This window comes from Arthrobacter sp. 01N442 (assembly GCF_056399345.1).
Window position 1 is genome coordinate 357910 of the sequence record NZ_JBFTRD010000004.1, and the last position, 15927, is coordinate 373836.

At 67.7% G+C, this 15927-nt stretch carries 13 protein-coding genes and 1 tRNA gene; 6 read left to right on the forward strand and 8 right to left on the reverse strand.

From position 1 onward, the window contains the following. Positions 1 to 40: 40 nt before the first annotated feature. Positions 41 to 1654 (reverse strand): molybdopterin-dependent oxidoreductase, encoded by a 1614-nt coding sequence (locus tag AC1DNC_RS09085; RefSeq protein ID WP_476862242.1) that lies wholly within the window; start codon positions 1652 to 1654, stop codon positions 41 to 43. 180 nt (positions 1655 to 1834) lie between these two features. On the opposite strand from AC1DNC_RS09085, the gene purD reads away from it, so the two are divergent. Both purD and AC1DNC_RS09095 read left to right on the forward strand, forming a co-directional pair. After that, entirely contained in the window at positions 1835 to 3163 is a 1329-nt protein-coding gene (gene purD, locus AC1DNC_RS09090; protein WP_476862243.1) for a phosphoribosylamine--glycine ligase, read from the forward strand. A 2-nt stretch (positions 3164 to 3165) separates the two neighbouring features. Then, a complete protein-coding gene (locus AC1DNC_RS09095; protein WP_476862244.1) occupies positions 3166 to 4113 on the forward strand; it encodes a phosphoribosylaminoimidazolesuccinocarboxamide synthase in 948 nt (315 codons plus the stop codon). 39 nt (positions 4114 to 4152) lie between these two features. Here the strand turns inward: AC1DNC_RS09095 and AC1DNC_RS09100 are convergent, their stop codons facing one another. Continuing rightward, positions 4153 to 5418 (reverse strand): helix-turn-helix domain-containing protein, encoded by a 1266-nt coding sequence (locus tag AC1DNC_RS09100; RefSeq protein ID WP_476862245.1) that lies wholly within the window; start codon positions 5416 to 5418, stop codon positions 4153 to 4155. A gap of 143 nt (positions 5419 to 5561) precedes the next feature. Between AC1DNC_RS09100 and AC1DNC_RS09105 the strand changes: the two genes are divergently transcribed. Further along, entirely contained in the window at positions 5562 to 5807 is a 246-nt protein-coding gene (locus tag AC1DNC_RS09105) for a hypothetical protein (protein ID WP_476862246.1), read from the forward strand. 197 nt (positions 5808 to 6004) lie between these two features. On the opposite strand, the gene AC1DNC_RS09110 is transcribed toward AC1DNC_RS09105, so the two are convergent. The 5 genes from AC1DNC_RS09110 to AC1DNC_RS09130 all read right to left on the reverse strand — a co-directional run bounded on the left by AC1DNC_RS09110 (position 6005) and on the right by AC1DNC_RS09130 (position 13318). Next, a tRNA-Pro gene (locus AC1DNC_RS09110) sits at positions 6005 to 6081 on the reverse strand. A gap of 102 nt (positions 6082 to 6183) precedes the next feature. After that, a complete protein-coding gene (locus AC1DNC_RS09115; protein WP_476862247.1) occupies positions 6184 to 8016 on the reverse strand; it encodes an ABC transporter ATP-binding protein in 1833 nt (610 codons plus the stop codon). Continuing rightward, positions 8013 to 9830 (reverse strand): ABC transporter ATP-binding protein, encoded by a 1818-nt coding sequence (locus AC1DNC_RS09120; RefSeq protein WP_476862248.1) that lies wholly within the window; start codon positions 9828 to 9830, stop codon positions 8013 to 8015. Before AC1DNC_RS09120 ends, AC1DNC_RS09115 begins: the two co-directional genes overlap by 4 nt. A 240-nt stretch (positions 9831 to 10070) precedes the next feature. After that, positions 10071 to 11018, reverse strand: a complete 948-nt coding sequence (locus tag AC1DNC_RS09125; protein WP_476862249.1) for a metallophosphoesterase — start codon at positions 11016 to 11018, stop codon at positions 10071 to 10073. Beyond that, positions 11015 to 13318 carry a transglycosylase domain-containing protein gene (locus tag AC1DNC_RS09130; protein WP_476862250.1) on the reverse strand — a complete coding sequence of 768 codons (2304 nt, stop codon included), beginning with the start codon at positions 13316 to 13318 and terminating at the stop codon, positions 11015 to 11017. The genes AC1DNC_RS09125 and AC1DNC_RS09130 overlap by 4 nt, the downstream gene beginning before the upstream one ends. 37 nt (positions 13319 to 13355) lie before the next feature. Here AC1DNC_RS09130 and AC1DNC_RS09135 point away from each other — a divergent pair, with 37 nt between their 5' ends. From AC1DNC_RS09135 to AC1DNC_RS09145, 3 genes are read left to right on the forward strand one after another with little or no spacing between them, the layout of a single operon-like run. Then, positions 13356 to 13511, forward strand: coding sequence for a DUF4177 domain-containing protein (locus AC1DNC_RS09135; RefSeq protein ID WP_175321496.1), 156 nt, complete (start codon positions 13356 to 13358; stop codon positions 13509 to 13511). Positions 13512 to 13513: 2 nt separating this feature from the next. Further along, on the forward strand, positions 13514 to 14083 hold the full coding sequence (locus AC1DNC_RS09140; protein ID WP_476862251.1) for a RidA family protein: 570 nt from the start codon (positions 13514 to 13516) through the stop codon (positions 14081 to 14083). Positions 14084 to 14100: 17 nt separating this feature from the next. Next, positions 14101 to 15012, forward strand: coding sequence for an NUDIX hydrolase (locus AC1DNC_RS09145; protein WP_476862252.1), 912 nt, complete (start codon positions 14101 to 14103; stop codon positions 15010 to 15012). Between the two features lie 139 nt (positions 15013 to 15151). On the opposite strand, the gene AC1DNC_RS09150 is transcribed toward AC1DNC_RS09145, so the two are convergent. Then, positions 15152 to 15829, reverse strand: a complete 678-nt coding sequence (locus tag AC1DNC_RS09150; RefSeq protein WP_011693220.1) for a Crp/Fnr family transcriptional regulator — start codon at positions 15827 to 15829, stop codon at positions 15152 to 15154. Between the last annotated feature and the right edge of the window lie 98 nt (positions 15830 to 15927).

Sequence of the window (15927 nt, forward strand, 5' to 3'; positions counted from 1 at the left end):
GTGGCGGCCTCAGCCCGGTTACTCCACGGGCTCAGCCGAGTTACTCCACGGTGACCATGACGGACTGCCAGCCGGAGGCGCCGTCGGGCACGGGATCGGCGCGCTTGTCCGTCTGGACTTCGCCGGTTCCGTCGGTGGCGCGGGCCTTGATGTAGTGCGGTCCCGGGGTGGCATCCCACTCGAAGGACCACTGCCGCCAGGTCACCACGGAGGCCTCCGCCGCGAGGACGGCTTCGGTCCATGGGCCGTTGTCGATCTGCACCTCCACCTTGGTGATGCCGCGGGTCTGCGCCCAGGCGGTGCCGCCGATCGCGACCTTTCCGGCGCGGACCTTGGCGAAGGACTTGGGGACCTCCACCCGGGCCATGGTCTTGATCGGACCGCGCTCGGACCAGCCGCGCTCCGTCCAGTAGGCCTTGTTGTCCGCAAAGCGGGTCACTTCCAGGTCCACGACCCACTTGGTGGCCGAGACGAAGCCGTACAGCCCGGGAACCACCATGCGCACCGGGTAGCCGTGCTCCAGCGGAAGGGCCTCACCGTTCATGCCGATCGCCAGCATCGCGTCCCGGTCGTCCTGCAGGACCTCCAGCGGGGTGGAGGCGCTGAAGCCGTCGACGGAGGTGGAGAGCACCATGTCCGCGCCGTCCTTGGGCCGGGCCATCTTGAGCACATCCCGGATGGGCATGCCCAGCCATTTGGCGTTGCCGGCCAGGTTGCCGCCCACCGGGTTGGAGACGCAGGTCAGCGAGACGTGGGATTCGATCAGCTGGGCATCCAGCAGGTCCTGGAAGCTGAGCCGGACCTCCTGCTCCACGAGGCCGTGGATGCGCAGTTCCCAGGACTGCGCGTCGATTTCCGGCACGCTGAGCGCGGTGTCGATCCGGTAGAAATCCTTGTTCGGGGTGAGCCACGGGGTGACGCCGGGAGCCTTGGACTGGACGCCGGCGGGGACGGCGGCGGCGGCCTTCGCCGGGGCCGGGAGTTTCAGGGCTTCCCGGGCCTGGGCGACGTTGCTGCGGGCGGCGCTCAGGAGCCGGCCGCCGGTGGCGGCAGCTGCGGCGGCCACCGCGGTGATGCCGCTGGCGGTGAAGAAGGCGCGGCGGCTTGTGGCGGGGCGGTCCGGCTCCTTGGCGCCCCGGTCGGAGGCCACCTCCGGCCATTCCCGGGTCCGCCAGAGCTTGCCGATCAGGAACCGAAGCACCACCAGGCCGGCCACGGTGCCGATCAGCGACGGGATGGCATCCAGGGGCTTCACGCTGGCCCGCGTCACCACGCTGGCTACGATCACCGCGCCCATGAGCAGCACGCCGGCCACGCCCAGGGCCCACTTGCGGAAGGCTACGATGCCCAGCACGCAGGCCAGCAGCAGGATGGTCAGGCCCATCCCCACGAACAGGGCGGCCTTGTCATTCGTGCCGAAGGTGGCGATGGCGAAGTCCTTCATCCACGGCGGGGTGAAGTCAATGAAGGTCGAGCCCAGGGCGATCAGCGGCGTCGCCCGCGCCGTGAAGAAGGCGCCGATCAGTTCCGCGACGGCCAGCACGACGGCGGCCGAAACCACCCCGGCCAGCGCGGCGAGCGCGGTGGGCCCGGACAGCAGCGCTGGCCGCTTCCTGGGCTGGCGGGTGGTGCCGGGCTTCGGGGTGCTGGGCATGTTCATACAGGATGTTCGGAGCGGGAGGGCCCGCGGATTGTCCCGAGAGCCGAAGAGCGGACATGTCCGGCGCCTGCGGCGGGGAGTGGGCATGTCCGGCGCTCGCGGCGTGGACTGGGCATGCCCGGCGACGGTCACAGCTTAGGAGCCTGCAGGGTCCACAAAGTACCCTTGGGAACTGTGAAGGTACTTGTCATCGGCCCCGGCGGCCGCGAACACGCCATTGTCCGATCCTTGCTCGCCGACCCCAACGTTTCCGAGGTGCACGGGGCCCCGGGCAACGCCGGTATCAGCAAGCTGGTCCCCACGCACGCCATCGACGCGAACGATCCCGACGCCGTCGCCGCGCTGGCCACCAAGCTCGCCGTCGACCTCGTGGTGGTCGGACCGGAAGCACCACTGGCCGCGGGGGTCTCCGATGCGGTCCGCGCCGCAGGCATCCCGGTCTTCGGCCCCAGCAAGGCCGCCGCCCAGCTTGAAGCCTCCAAGGCCTTCGCCAAGGAGGTCATGGCCGAGGCCGGCGTCCCCACCGCGATGGCTCGCGTAGCCTCCAACGCCGAGGAAGCCGCCGACGCCCTCGACACCTTCGGAGCCCCCTACGTTGTGAAGGATGACGGGCTGGCCGCCGGCAAGGGCGTCGTCGTCACCCGCAACCGGGACGAGGCGCTGGCGCACGCGCAGAGCTGCTTCGACGCCGGCGGGACCGTGGTGATCGAGGAATTCCTCGACGGCCCCGAGGTCTCCGTGTTCGTGCTCTGCGACGGCAGCACCACGGTGGCGCTTTCCCCCGCGCAGGATTTCAAGCGGATCTTCGACAACGACGAGGGTCCCAACACCGGCGGCATGGGCGCCTACACGCCGCTGGACTGGGCCCCCGAAGGCCTCGTCCAGGAGGTCATCGACCGGGTGGCGCAGCCCACCGTCAACCAGATGGCCCACCGCGGCACACCGTTCGTCGGCGTGCTTTTCGTCGGCCTCGCCCTGACCTCGCGCGGCACCCGCGTCATCGAATTCAACGTCCGCTTCGGCGACCCGGAAACCCAGGCTGTCCTGGCCCGGCTCAAGACCCCGCTCGGGGGCCTGCTGATGGCTGCCGCGAAGGGGGAACTGGACAAGGTCCAGCCGCTGCGCTGGTCCAAGGAGTCGGCGGTCGCCGTCGTCGTCGCCGCCGAAAACTATCCCGGCACGCCCCGCACCGGTGACCGGATCCGCGGGCTCAAGAAGGTCGAGGCCATTGAGGGCGTGCACGTCATCCACGCCGGCACCAAGCTCGACGACGAGGGCAAGGTTGTCTCCGCGGGCGGCCGCGTCCTCGCGGTGGTTGCGCTCGGGACGGACCTCGTGGAGGCCCGCGAACGGGCGTACGACGGCGTCGAACTCGTCCAGCTCGACGGCGGCCAGTTCCGCACCGACATCGGCGGCAAGGCCGCGCGCGGCGAAATCAAGGTGACGGCGCCCGGCGCAGCTTCGGCTGTCGCGGCCGCCGCTGCCGGGAAAGCGAAGGCTTGAGCATGAACACCACCGAATCCGCCAAACCCGCCGGCGGCCTGGAGACCGAGGCGCTGGACCTTCCCGGCTGGACGCACGTCTACTCCGGTAAAGTTCGCGACCTCTATATCCCGGCGGACGAGTCCATCACCGAGCGCGTCGGCCACGAGTGCGTCCTGGTGGTTGCCAGCGACCGCATCAGCGCCTACGACCATGTCCTCGCCAGCGAGATCCCGGACAAGGGCCGTATCCTCACCCAGTTGAGCCTGTGGTGGTTCGAACAGCTGGGCGTGGAGCACCATGTGCTCGCGTCCACGGTCGACGCCGGTGTCCCAGCCGCGGTCGAAGGCCGCGCCATGATCTGCAAGAAGCTCGACATGTTCCCGGTGGAATGCATCGCCCGTGGGTACCTGACCGGATCCGGGCTGGTCGAATACCGGCAGTCCGGCACCGTGTGCAGCATCCCGCTGCCGGGCGGCCTGGTGGACGGGTCACGGCTCGCCGAGGCCATCTTCACCCCGTCAGCGAAGGCCGAGGTGGGGGAGCACGACGAGAACATCACCTACGACGCCGTCGTCGACCTGGTGGGCGAGGACGTCGCCGCCCGGCTCCGCGAGCTGACTTTGGAGATCTACACCAAAGCGGAGGAGATCGCCCGCGGCCGGGGCATCATCCTGGCGGACACCAAGGTGGAGTTCGGCATCGACGCCGCGACCGGAGTCATCACCCTCGCCGACGAGGTCCTGACGCCGGACTCCTCGCGGTTCTGGGATGCCGCCACCTACGAGCCGGGCAAGGCGCAGCCGTCTTACGACAAGCAATACGTGCGCGACTGGCTGACCTCGGCGGAATCGGGCTGGGACAAGTCCTCCGACACCCCGCCGCCGGCGCTGCCGGCCGACGTCGTCGCCCGCACCCGCAGCCGCTACGTGGAGGCGTACGAGTTGCTCACCGGCAGGACCTTCGCCTAAGCGCTGCCTTGCGGCCGGGTCGCCTAGCTGCCGGGTCGCCTAGCTGCCCGCGGCGGCGGCTTCGGCGCGGCGCTTGGCCAGCCGGATTTCCAGCACCGCGTCCATGGCCTGCTGGACCCGGTCCGAGGCCCCGGCGGCGCTGAAGTCTTTCTGCGCTTCCTCCAGGTAGACGAGGGCTTCATCGGACTCGCCGGCTGCTTTGAGCGCCTTGCCGAGCAGTAGGGCCACCTCGCCGGCGACGTGCTTGGCCAGCGCGTCCCGTTCGGCGTGGATCTCGCGCAGCTTCTGAACCGCGCCGACGATGTCCCCGGTGAGGTAGAGCCAGCGGGCCCGGATGAAGGCCACCTCAAGCCGGTCAGTCTTGTTGCCGCCGACGATCGAGAGGGCCAGTTCGGCGCGTTCGATCGAGGACAGGGTTTCCGGTTCGACGATCCCGGAGGACAGGCGCACGGCGGCGGAGGCCTTGTTGAACCTGGCCCAGAGGTCGATGTCGCTTGCCGGCGAGAGCAGCGTGGCAGCCTTCTCGTGGTACTTGATGCCCTCGGCGTAGTCGTGCCGCATGAACGCCACGTTCCCGATCACCCAGGCGACCTCGCCGGCCAGCTGGGAGATGGACTGCCCATCCATCTGCTCGTTCATCTCCTGGCAGTACTGCCAGGCTTCGTCGAGCCGGCCGCTTTCGGCGAGGGCACCGATCAGGGCGCGGAGCGCGCCAATGATCAACGTGGAGCCCTTGGGGAGCTGGGCGCAGAGCCGGACCGCTTCCTGGGCGTGCTCGACGGCGACTGCCAGCTGGCCCTGGCCGTGGCACACGGCGGCCAGCATCTGCCGGGCACGCACCCCCAGGCCGGCCGATTCGGCGGCCATGGGGTGGTCCAGCAGCCGCTGCACCAAGTTCTGGCACTCCTTCAACTGCCCCTGTTTCATGAGGCACTCCGCCTGCATGTAGGTCATGTTCCACCAGGCGCTGGTGTTTTTTCCCTCCAGCGCGATCTGGGCGGCAGTGGCGGCGTGGCTGGCGGCCAGCGGATAATCGCGCAGATCCCAGGCCTGTCGCGCGTACAGCCCCGCGAGCACGTATTCGGCGTCGCTGACCGACACCGGCTGGCTCCAGGCCTCCAAAGCCTTGGGCGCCAGCTCCAGCCGGCGGGCGAGCTCTTCGATAACATCCGCGGTCGGTTCACGGCGGCCAGTCTCAAGCAGCGAGATGTAGCTGGGTGAGAAAAGGTCCTTGCCCAGCTCCGCCTGGGTGAGGCCGCGCTCCAGCCGTTCAGCTCGGAGTTTCTCCCCGAATCCGTTCCCCACGGGTTCCTCCTAATTCCGGACAGTCGATGTACTAAATGCTTGACAGTCTCTGTGCAAGTAATTTTACAATGTATGTCAACAAGGGCTGGTGCTGGCTTTGTAACTTTCCGAATCGTATTTCCGACTCGTATTGAGGAACCCACATGTTCAAGAAGATTGCTGCCTCCGTCGCCTTGGCCGGGGCTCTGGCGTTCTCCGCAGCGGCTCCCGCAGTGCTGTCAGTAAGTGCCATCGGTAACTGGCCGGACCCCATGAGCAACAACACTCTGGCGATCGGCAACTGGCCCGATCCCATGGGCACGAGCAAGGGCACGCTTTCGGCGATCGGCAACTGGCCGGACCCGATGGCGAGCACCACCCGGATCGGCAACTGGCCGGACCCGATGTAAGCAACGCTCCAGGCAGCCCCGGGACACCCTAGGTGTCCCGGGGCTCCTTTTTGCCCGGCCCAGTCCATCGAGTGCTCCGAAACGGCCCTTTTGAGGGGTCATAACGGCGACTACGGAGCAGTCGATGGCTGTTCGGTGTCTGTTGTGGCTGGCGGGACAAAAAAAGAGGGCCTTCCAAGTGGAAGGCCCTCTTTGATTGGTCGGGATGACAGGATTTGAACCTGCGACCTCGTCGTCCCGAACGACGCGCGCTACCAAGCTGCGCCACATCCCGATCCGTTACTTCAAAAGCAACTTCACAAGAGTATCCGATTCCGGCCCCGGATGCGAAATCGGTGCCGTAAACGACGCCGCCGCGGGGGACCGGAGCCGGGAATCAGACCAGCGAGTCCTTCCACGCCCCGTGCAGCCTGGCGAAGCGGCCGCCGCCGCCGATCAGTTCCGCGGGCGTACCGTCTTCCACCACGCGGCCGTCATGGACCACGAGGACGCGGTCCGCGGTCTCCACCGTGGAGAGCCGGTGCGCGATGATCAGTGCGGTGCGGCCCGCTTCGCCGGAGCTCACGCCCTGCAGCAGGCTCGCCAGCCCGGCTTGGACCATCCGCTCGGACGGGATGTCCAGCGAGGACGTGGCCTCGTCGAGGATCAGGACGGCCGGCCGGGCCAGGAAGGCCCGGGCGAAGCTGATCAACTGGCGCTGCCCGGCCGAGACCCGTCCGCCGCGTTTGTTGACGTCCGTGTCGTAGCCGTCCGGAAGCGCCGTGATGAACTCGTGCGCGCCCACGGCCTTTGCTGCCTCCTCGATCTCCTCCCGGGAAGCTTCGGGCCTGCCGAGGGCGATGTTGTCCGCTACGGAGCCGCTGAACAGGAAGGCTTCCTGGGTGACCATGACGACGTTGCGGCGCAGGTCCGCCGTCGTCAGCTGCCGCAGGTCCACGCCGTCGAGCGTGAGCGAGCCGGAGGAAACGTCGTAGAAGCGGGCGATCAGCTTGGCGAGGGTGGACTTCCCGGCGCCCGTCTGGCCCACCAGCGCCACCGTCTGGCCGGCGGGAATGTGCAGGTCCATGGCGGGGATGATGACCGGTCCGTCGCCGTAGCGGAACTCGACGTTCTCGAAGTCGATGCGGCCCTTCGCCTCGGGCAGTGCAACGGGGTTTTTCGGCGGCCGGACGGTGGGCACTTCCTCCAGCAGGCCGGAGACCTTCTCCAGCGCCGCCTGGGCGCTCTGGAAGGAGTTATAGAACATCGCCATCTGGTCCACCGGTTGGAAGAAGCGCTTGGTGGAGAGGATCAGCGCCAGCAGGACGCCGACGGCGAGCTCGCCGCTGACGACGCGGAAGCCGCCGGACAGCAGCACGACGGCGACGCAGACGTTTCCGATCAGCACCAGCCCGGGTTGGAAGACGCCGTTGAGGTTGATGGAGCGGACGGTGACCTTGCGGTAGTCCTCGGAGAGTTCCGCATAGCGCTCGGCGTTCTGGCGCTCCTTGCGGAAGGCCTTGACGGCGCGGATGCCGGTCATGGTCTCGACGAAGTGGACGATCAGCCGGGCCGAGACGACGCGGGATTCGCGGAACGCGATCTCGGAATGCTTCTGGTACCAGCGGGACAGGAAATACATCGGCACGCCGGCAGCGAGTACCAGCAGCCCGCTGCGCCAGTCCAGGGCGAACACGGTGGCCGCGGTGAAGATCATGAACAGCAACCCGGAAGCGAGCGAGCTGACCCCGGAATCGAGGAGTTCACGCAGCGCCTCCAGGTCCGAGGTCTGCCGGGCGATGATGCGCCCCGAGGTGTACTTCTCGTGGAACTCCAGGCTCAGCCGCTGGGTCTGCCGGAAGACCCTCACGCGCAGGTCCAGCAGCATCGCCTGGCTCAGTCGCGCCGTCGAGGTCACGTACAGGGCGGTCAGCCCGGCGGTCGCGACGGCCGCGACCAGGTAGGCGACGCCGGCCAGCACCAGCGGGAGGTTGTCCCCGCCGCGCAGGGCCGGGAGGGCGTGGTCGATGCCGAAGGCAATCAGGGCCGGACCGGCCACACGGGCGGCCTGGGACAGCACGACGGCGGCGATGGTCAGCCAGAAGCGCAGGCGCACGGGCCGGATGAGCGAACCGAGCAGGGCTAGGGAGCGCCGCCGGACGGCTTTGCTCTCGGCCTTGGACAGGTTGGCGTTGTCCTCGTTGGCCGTGCCGAAGGTGGTGGTGCTCATCGGGAAACCTCTTCGGCCTCGAGCGCGGACAATTCGGAGTCGAGGTCCCGCGGTTCCGGGTCCAGGCTGGCAATCACGTAGCGGTAGTGGCTGTTCTCGGCGAGCAGTTCGGTGTGGGTGCCGACGGCGGAGATCCGGCCGTCCTCCAGCAGCGCCACCCGGTCGGCCAGCGCCACGGTGGAGGGCCGGTGGGCCACGATCAAGGTGGTGGTGTCGGCAAGCACCTCGCGCAGCCTGGCTTCCACCAGCTCCTCCGTGTTCACGTCCAGCGCGGAGAGCGGGTCGTCCAGGACCAGGACCTTGGGCTGGGCGGCGACGGCCCGGGCGAGGGCGATGCGTTGCCGCTGGCCGCCGGAGAGGCTGAGGCCCTCCTCGCCGATCAGGGTGTCCAGTCCTTCCGGGAGGGAGTAGGCGAAGTGTGCCTGGGCGGTGTCCAGCGCCTCGGCCAGGATCTGCTCCCGGCGTTCCGCCGACTCGTGTCCCGGCACTCCGAGCAGCACGTTGTCCCGGACGGAGCTGGAAAACAGGGTGGTGTCCTCGAAGGCGACGGCGACGACGGTGCGCAGTTCTTCCACGCTGAAGTCGCGCAGGTCCACGCCGTCGATCGTGACGGAGCCAGAGCTGACCTCGAAGAGGCGCGGCACCAGCTGCAGCAGGGCACTCTTGCCGCTGCCGGTGATGCCCACCAGGGCCATCGTTTCGCCGGGGCGGATGTCCAGGCTGATGTCCTTGAGGATCGGCTTGTCCGGCGCGTCCTCGAAGGCGAAGCTGGCATTGTGGAAGCCCAGGGCGCCCTTGAGCTCGGCGGGACGGCGCGGCTCCGGCGGGCTGGTGATGGTGTTGACCGAGTCCATTACTTCGAAGTGCCGGTCCACGGCGGTCTTGGCGGTCAGCGCCATCGCCAGGAGCATGCCGCAGAACTCCACCGGCGCCGCGATGACGGCCGCGGTGGCGAAGAAGGCCACGAGCGAGCCGATGCTCAGCTGGCCGCCGGCCGCCAGCATGACGCCGACGACGAGCCCGGCACCGAGGGCCAGCTCGGGCAGCAGCGTCACCACCAGGCTGAAGGCTGCCAGGTGCTTGGCCTTGGAGATCTCGGTCTGGCGGAGCTCCTCGGCCTGTTCGTTGAAGTTCTCCAGCGCCTCGCGGCTGCGTCCGAACGCCTTGAGCACGCGGATGCCGTGCACGGATTCCTCAACCGTGGTGGCCAGGTCCCCGGCCTGGTCCTGGCTGCGGCGGGCCACCTTGCTGAAGCGGGTCCGGAAGCGGAAGCCGTAGATCATGATCGGAACGGCGGCGGCCAGGAAGATCAGGGCCAGCTGCCAGCTCATGGAGAACATCACGACGACGCCGATCACGACGGTCAGCGTGGTGACCACGAGCATGATCGCGCCGAAGGCCATCCAGCGCCGGAGGAAGTTCAGGTCTGTCATGGCGCGCGAGAGCAGCTGCCCGGAACCCCAGCGGTCATGGAAGGACACCGCCAGGTCCTGAAGGTGGTCGTACAGCGACACCCGCATCCGGGTCTCCACGGTGGTGGCCGGGTTGATGACGAACTGGCGGCGCAGTGCCACGAGCCCGGCTTCGGCGACGCCCAGCACCAGGATCACGGACGACGCTATCCAGACGGCCTGGCCGCTGCCACCGGGCCGCAGCCAATCGTTGATCAGGATCCGCAAGACCTGGGGGATGGCCAGCGCGACGATGCTGGCCAGCAGGGCGGACAGCAGGCCCATGACCAGGCGCGGCATGATCGGCCTGACGTGCGGATAGAGACGGCTGATGGATGAGAAAAACGGGGTCTGCTTGGCCATGCCTGCTTCTTAGCTGCAACTGCGAAATGGATTACGCAACTGGATGTAGTTTCCTGTAGCAACTACCCTAGGCCATCGCGTGACCCGGTTCACAGGATATCGGGCCGTTCCGAAATCTGTTGCAGTAATTATGTTCCGCAATGGAGCCCGGGGGTCTGTTCTTGGGCGCTGGCTCGAGGACATGCCCCTTCCGCGGCGGCCCCATTGGGCATGTCCCCCGGAAGGCGCTGGGCTCCGCGCCTAGGCCCGGGCGGTGAGCGTGAGCAGCACGGCCTCGGGCTTGCAGGCGATCCGGACCGGGGCGAAGCGCGAGGTGCCGATGCCGCCCGAGACGTTGACCGGCGTCGTGCGTCCGTTGCTTTCCCAGTCGTGCAGTCCCTTGGCCCGCCAGGTGGGCAGGTCGCAGTTGGCCACGAGGGCGCCGTAGCCCGGGACGCAGATCTGGCCGCCGTGGGTGTGGCCGGCCAGCAGCAGGTCCGCGGCGTCCTCGGTGAAGTGGTCCAGCACGCGCTGGTACGGGGCATGGGCGACGGCGATCCGCAGGTGCGGCTTGGCGTCTTGGCCCTTGGTGCCGCGCGGCCAGCCGGCGTAGCGCTCGAGGCGCAGGTGCGGATCGTCCACGCCGGAGAAGTCCACGCGCAGGCCCCGAATCACGAGCGACTGGCAGCGGTTGGTGAGGTCAATCCAGCCCCCCATGCCGAAGCCTGCCCGGAGCCGCGGCCAGTCCAGTTCGACGGGGTCCGGGCGCGACTTGGAGGGCCCCAGCAGGTACGAAGCGGGATTCTTGAGCCGGGGGGCGAAGTAGTCGTTCGAGCCGGGGACGAAGACGCCCGGGAACTCCATCAACGGCTGCAGCGCCTCCAGCAGGGGATCGACTGCCTTGGTGTGGCTAAGGTTGTCGCCGGTGTTCACCACCAGGTCCGGCTGGAGCTCGGCGAGGGAGCGGAGCCACGCGGCCTTGCGGTGCTGGCCGGGGACGAAGTGGATGTCGCTCAGGTGCAGCACCCGGAGCGGACCGTACCCGGCGGGCAGGATGGCCAGCGACTCCTCCCGCAGCACAAACTGGTTCTTCTCCCACAATCCGTAACCGGTCGCGGCGGCCCCGGCCGCGGCGCCGACGGCGGTGGTTACGGCAAAGCCGCGCCCGATGCTTCGGGCGCGGCTGGCCAGCTTGGTTCCGCTGATCATGGCTTCTTCGAGGGCCCGGGCTTGGGTGCCGGTGCCGGAGCCGGTGCCGACGGAGCCGGTGACGACGGCGCCGGGTTCTGCTTCGCCGGCGGCACAAAGTTGTTGTTCTTGCCGGCGTCGTTGTTGGTGGGCTGCTGGTATGGCTCGGCCAGCAGGTTCGACGGCGGCTCCGGGAACGGATCGGTGCCGTGCGACGGGGCGACCTCGGCCATGAACCTGGAGAACATCGGCCCGGCGATCATGTAGCCGTCGATGCCCTCATAGAACTGGCCGTTGATCGTGATGTTCTGCCCGGACCGTGTCTGGCCACCCAGCGGATCGCCGAACCAGGCCGCCGTCGCCAGGCCAGTGGTGTGGCCCACCACCCAGGTGGAGCCGTTGTTGTTGGAGGTACCGGTCTTGGCCGCAATCGGGAAGTTGGTCTGGGTGGAAATGCGGGGCTGGATCAGCGAGCCGGAGCCGCGGTTGAGCACTTCCTGCAGCGCGTAGTTCACGCCGCGCGCAACCTCTGGCTTCAGGGCGTCCCGGCAGTTGGTGGCCTGGGCGGGAAGCTTGGCTCCGGTGGCATCCGTCACCGAGGTGATCGCGATCGGTGCGCAGTACCGGCCATCGTTCGCGAACGTCGCGAACGCGGTGGCCATGGTCAGCGGCGAGGTCTGGGTGGAGCCGAGCAGGTTAGGCACTCTGAACATGTCAATCGGCTTGTTGTCTAGGCCGTTGTGCAGGCCCACCGCGTCCACGATCCGCTGAATGCCGCAGAAATCCAGTTGTGCGGCGGAGGCGAAGGTGATGGTGTTGATCGAGTTGTAGAGACCCTTAAGGACCGTCATGGGCTTGTAGTAGTCCGGCTCCGCGTTCTGGAGGTCATCGGTGGCGTTGCCGCCGGCGTTCTTCTCCGCGGTGCTGTACGTGCCGACGGTGGTGCCGCAGGAGTTCCGCCAAGGGAAGCCGGTCCGATACTCGCGCACCGAGCCGTCCACCACCGTGTTCATGGACTTGCCCTCGTCCAACCATTCGGCGAAGGTGAACGGCTTCATGGTGGAGCCTGGCTGGGCGCCGCCCAGGCCGCCGAGGTCATTGCCCTTTTCGTCGTTTTTGTCGACGTTGAAGTTGATCTGGGTGTCGAATTTCCCCTTGGCCGGCAGCCAATTGGTGTTCTGGGCCATGTTGGTGATCTTGCCCGTGCCCGGTTCGACGGAGACCAGGGAGGCTCCCCACTTGTTCGGGTTCGCGCCGGCGGCGGCATCGACCTGCGCCTCGGCTGCCTTCTGGGCCTTAGGCTCCAGCGTGGTCTTGATCGTCAGGCCGCCGCGGAAGATCTTCCGCTCGCGTTCCTTGGCGTCCGCGCCGTAGGCGGGGTTGTTGAGCAGCAGGTGCAGCACGTAGTCGCAGAAGTACGGAGCGGTGGACGAGTAGGCGCAGCCCTGGCGCGGCTGGGTGACCTTGGTCTTGACCGGGGTGGCGACGGCGGTGTCGTACTGCGCTTGCTTGATCTTGCCCTGCGCCAGCATCGCCTTGAGCACGAGGTTGCGGCGGACCTTGGCGTTGTCCGGGTGCGTGACCGGATCGTAGAAGGACGGGCTGTTCACGACGCCGGCCAGGAGCGCGGCCTGCGGCAGCGACAGGTTCTTGGCGGAGGTGCTGAAGAACAGCCGCGACGCCGCCTCGATGCCGTACGCATCGCGGTTGAAGAAGACGATGTTCAGGTAGCCCTCAAGGATCTGCTGCTTAGAGAATTTCTTTTCCAGCGCGATTGCCAGCTTCATCTCGCGTAGCTTGTCACCGACGCCCTTGTTAACACCGTTCAGCAGGACCTGGTCGCTCTTGCCCTCGGATTCGAGGGAGGAGTTGATGACGTTGTTCACGTACTGCTGCGTGATGGTCGAGGCGCCCTGCTTATTGCCGCGCGCGGTGGCGACCAGTGCGCGGAGAATGCCGGTGGTGTCCACGCCGCCGTGCTCGTAGAAGCGGCTGTCCTCGATGGCGACCACCGCGTCCTTGATGTACGGGGACATCTGATCCAGCGACACGCGGGTGCGGTTCTCTTTGTAGATTGTGGCGATGACGCTGCCGTCCGAGGCCAGGATCTTGGTCGACTGGCTCGGCGGTTCAACCTTCAATTCGGCCGGCAGGGTCTCGAAGAATTTGATCGAACCACTCGCCGCGTTCCCGGAGACGGCGGCCGCGGGGACCAGCAGGCCCGCCGCCAGGACACCACAAATCGCGCTCACGCCCAGGAAAAGTACGAGCTTTCCGAGGGTGGTGGCCGTGTCGAATAAAGGGTTCTTACCAGTCGCCATGTTTTCCACTTTACCGGCAAGGACTAGGCTTTACTTCATGACCAAATGGGAGTACGCCACGATTCCGCTCATTATCCACGCGACGAAGCAGATCCTGGACCAGTGGGGCGACGACGGCTGGGAGCTCGTCCAGGTTGTTCCGGGCCCGGACGGAAACGGCCTGGTTGCCTACTTGAAGCGGGAGAAGAACTAGCCATGAGCACCCCCGAAACGACCGCTCCGGCCGCGGCAGCGAGCCCCGCGAGCACGGCCGAAAGTGCCGCCGGCACCGGCGCGTCGTCCGCCGTCGAACAGCGCCTTGCCGAGCTCGGCCTGGCGCTTCCCGAGGTAGCCGCCCCGGTGGCCGCCTACGTTCCGGCCGTCATCTCCGGCAACCACGTCTACACCTCCGGCCAGCTGCCTTTCATCGACGGCAAGCTCGAGGCCACCGGCAAGGTCTCTTCGGGGACCGAGGGGACCTCGGATGAGTCCACCGTGTCCCCGGAAGCGGCCAAGCGCTACGCCGAGGTCTGCGCCGTCAACGCCCTGGCCGCCGTGAAGAGCGTGATCGGCGACCTGGACCGGATCACCCGGATCGTCAAGGTGGTCGGTTTCGTCTCCTCCGATCCCTCGTTCACCGGCCAGCCCGGTGTCATCAACGGCGCCTCCGAACTCCTGGGCAAGGTCCTGGGCGACGCCGGCCAGCACGCACGTTCCGCCGTCGGCGTTTCAGTTCTGCCGCTCGACTCTCCGGTCGAGGTCGAACTGATCGCCGAATTCGCCTAGAAGGCCGGTCGTTTTCCTTGCCGCACCTAGCACGACGCCTGTTCGATCTTCCCCCGGACCTTGAAGGGGCAGCCCGCAGCTGGCTTGATCACGGCGAGCGGACCCCCCGGGCACCCCGCTACGCCTCCTCCGTGGTCCTGCTCCGCGATTCGCCTACCGGCCTGGAGACCTGGCTGGGCTACCGGCCCGGGGCCTCGCCGCTGGGCGTCCTCGCCTTTCCCGGCGGCTCGCTCGAAACGTCCGACGACGACGCCGTGAACTGGCTGGGCCCCGCCCCGCAGTGGTGGGCCGAGCAGATGGGAACATCCGACGTCGGGCTGGCACGCCGCCACGTCATCGGCGCCATCCGCGAGTTGTTCGAGGAGACGGGCGTCCTGCTGGCCGGTCCGGACCTTTCCACCACCGTGGAGGCGACGTCCACCGCCGAGTGGATGCGCGCCCGCGAAGCCGTGGCCGACCAGGAGAGGTCCTTCACCGACGTGCTGGCCAAGCGCGGGCTTTCGGTGCGGACGGATCTGCTCAAGCCGCTGGTGAACTGGCTGAGCCCCGACTTCGCCCACCGCCGTTTCAACACGCGCTACTTCGCCGCGACCATCCCGATGAACCAGCAGCCCTCGCTGCTGGCCAGCAAGGGCGTGTGGGCGCGCTGGGTGTGCGTCCGCAAGGCGATCGCCGAGCGCGACACCACCGCACTGGGCGACGAGGTGGGCCAGCCGAACACCGTGGGCCTGAAACTCGGCCAGCTCCTGGTCCCGGGATCGGAGATCATGCTGGAGAAGATGGCCGCGGCCAACGGCTGCATCGCCTACCTCAGCTACAAACGCAAGGCTCACGCCTATCAGCCGGCCCTGGTGGAGGAAGGCGGCCGCCTGATGCTGGAAGTCGAGGCCGCGAAGACCGTGGCCGGGGAACCGCAGCGCGAACGGTAACGTGCCTGCCGGGCCGGTATTGGCCCGCTCAGACGCACGGTTCCGGATGCCACTTTCCGGGTCAGGACATGCGAAGGGCCCGCTCCGAATATTCGGAGCCGGCCCTTGGCATGTGTTCTTCGCGTATGGTCCCTGCGGTTTAGCGGGAGCGCTGGCGGAGGCGCTGCATGTCGAGGATCACGACGGCGCGGGCCTCAAGGCGCAGCCAGCCGCGCTGGACAAACTCGGCGAGGGCCTTGTTGACGGTCTCGCGCGAGGCGCCGACCAGCTGGGCCAGCTCTTCCTGGGTGAGTTCGTGGGCAACCAGGACGCCGTCCGTCGCGGGGCGGCCGAAGCGGTCGGCCAAGTCCAGCAGCGCCTTGGCCACGCGTCCGGGGACGTCGGAGAAGACCAGGTCGGAGAGCGAGTCGTTGGTGCGGCGAAGTCGCCGGGCGAGGGCCTGCAGCAGCTGGGCCGAGACCTCGGGGCGGGTGCGCAGGAGGGCGTTGAGGCTCTCGTTCTTCAGCCCGGCCAGGCGGGTCTCGGAAACGGCGGTGGCCGTCGCGGTACGCGGGCTCGGGTCGAACAGCGCCATTTCGCCGAACAATTCGCCCGGGCCGAGGATGGCGAGCAGCGACTCGCGGCCGTCCGGGGAGGTGCGGCCGAGCTTCACTTTGCCGGAGACGATGAAGTAGAGCTGGTCGCCCTGGTCGCCTTCCCGGAATACCGAGGCTCCGCGTGAGAGGTCCACCTCGGTGAGTTCGTCCGTCAGCAGACGGAACGCCTCGTCGTCGAGCGTGGCGAAAAGGGGTGCGCGGCGCAATACCTCGATATCCATGAAATCTCCTGACTTACTGTGTCGGCTGGGGCGCTTCAGCCATTGTTTCAGAATTTTGCGGCTTCTGTGACGTACTTGGCACCGAAACGCACGAAACG

What these genes read in the sequence shown, in the direction of transcription:
- AC1DNC_RS09085 (WP_476862242.1), bottom strand. Translation starts at nt 1,654, where the DNA reads ATGCCCAGCACCCCGAAGCCCGGCACCACCCGCCAGCCCAGGAAGCGG.
- AC1DNC_RS09130 (WP_476862250.1), bottom strand. Translation starts at nt 13,318, where the DNA reads ATGGCGACTGGTAAGAACCCTTTATTCGACACGGCCACCACCCTCGGA.
- AC1DNC_RS09105 (WP_476862246.1), top strand. Translation starts at nt 5,562, where the DNA reads ATGTTCAAGAAGATTGCTGCCTCCGTCGCCTTGGCCGGGGCTCTGGCG.
- AC1DNC_RS09125 (WP_476862249.1), bottom strand. Translation starts at nt 11,018, where the DNA reads ATGATCAGCGGAACCAAGCTGGCCAGCCGCGCCCGAAGCATCGGGCGC.
- AC1DNC_RS09115 (WP_476862247.1), bottom strand. Translation starts at nt 8,016, where the DNA reads ATGAGCACCACCACCTTCGGCACGGCCAACGAGGACAACGCCAACCTG.
- AC1DNC_RS09095 (WP_476862244.1), top strand. Translation starts at nt 3,166, where the DNA reads ATGAACACCACCGAATCCGCCAAACCCGCCGGCGGCCTGGAGACCGAG.
- AC1DNC_RS09135 (WP_175321496.1), top strand. Translation starts at nt 13,356, where the DNA reads ATGACCAAATGGGAGTACGCCACGATTCCGCTCATTATCCACGCGACG.
- AC1DNC_RS09120 (WP_476862248.1), bottom strand. Translation starts at nt 9,830, where the DNA reads ATGGCCAAGCAGACCCCGTTTTTCTCATCCATCAGCCGTCTCTATCCG.
- AC1DNC_RS09140 (WP_476862251.1), top strand. Translation starts at nt 13,514, where the DNA reads ATGAGCACCCCCGAAACGACCGCTCCGGCCGCGGCAGCGAGCCCCGCG.
- AC1DNC_RS09150 (WP_011693220.1), bottom strand. Translation starts at nt 15,829, where the DNA reads ATGGATATCGAGGTATTGCGCCGCGCACCCCTTTTCGCCACGCTCGAC.